General features: G+C 43.5%; 1 protein-coding gene. It reads right to left on the bottom strand.

Annotated elements, in window-relative coordinates; translation table 11 throughout:
• On the bottom strand, positions 1 to 1162 hold a 1162-nt coding region (locus tag O9334_RS21545), incomplete at both ends, for a tetratricopeptide repeat protein (protein WP_288002421.1).

The raw sequence follows: 1162 nt of genomic DNA on the forward strand, positions 1-1162 counted from the left end.
GCTAAAGACTGTTGATAAAACTCGATCGCTTTTTGGTATTCCCCTAGGGAACCGTAAACAGTGCCTAAATTACCGTAGGATTTCGCTTCACCCCCCCGATCACCGATTTCCCGTTTGATTGCTAAGGACTGTTGATGAAACTCGATCGCTTTTTGGTATTCTCCTAGGGATTTGTAAGCATTGCCTAAATTATTGTAGGATGCCGCTTCACCCCACCGATCACCGATTTTTCGCGTGATTGCTAAGGATTGTTGATAAAACTCGATCGCTTTTTGGTATTCTCCTAGGGAACGGTAAACATTGCCTAAATTATTGTAGGAATTCGCTTCACCCCCCCGATCACCGATTTCCCGTTTGATTGCTAAGGACTGTTGATGAAACTCGATCGCTTTTTGGTATTTTCCTAGGGAATAGTAAACACTGCCTAAATTATTGTAGGATGCCGCTTCACCCCACCGATCACCGATTTCCCGTTTGATTGCTAAGGACTGTTGATGAAACTCGATCGCTTTTTGGTATTCTCCTAGGGAATCGTAAACAATGCCTAAATTATTGTAGGAATACGCTTCACCCCCCCGATCACCGATTTCCCGTGTGATTGCTAAGGACTGTTGATGAAACTCGATCGCTTTTTGGTATTCTCCTAGGGAATCGTAAACATTGCCTAAACCCATGTAGGAATACGCTTCACCCTTCCGATTACCGATTTTCCGTTCGATCGCTAAGGATTGTTGATAAAACTCGATCGCTTTTTGGTATTCTCCTAGGGAATCGTAAACAATGCCTAAATTATTGTAGGATGCCGCTTCACCCCCCTGATCATCGATTTCCCGTGTGATTTCTAAGGACTGTTGATAAAACTCGATCGCTTTTTGGTATTCTCCTAGGAATTTGTAAACAAGGCCCAAATTATTGTAGGATGCCGCTTCACCCCCCCGATCACCGATTTCCAGTGTGATTGCTAAAGACTGTTGATGAAACTCGATCGCTTTTTGGTATTTTCCTAGTAAATAGTAAACAACGCCTAAATTACCGTAGGATTTCGCTTCACCCCCCCGATCACCGATTTCCCGTTTGATTGCTAAGGACTGTTGATGAAATTCGATCGCTTTTTGGTATTCTCCTAGTGAACCGTAAGCATTGCCTAAACTGGTGAGGGATG

Origin of the sequence: Microcystis sp. LE19-8.1F (assembly GCF_027531715.1) — a bacterium.
In the GTDB taxonomy this organism is placed as follows: Bacteria; Cyanobacteriota; Cyanobacteriia; order Cyanobacteriales; family Microcystaceae; genus Microcystis; species Microcystis wesenbergii_A.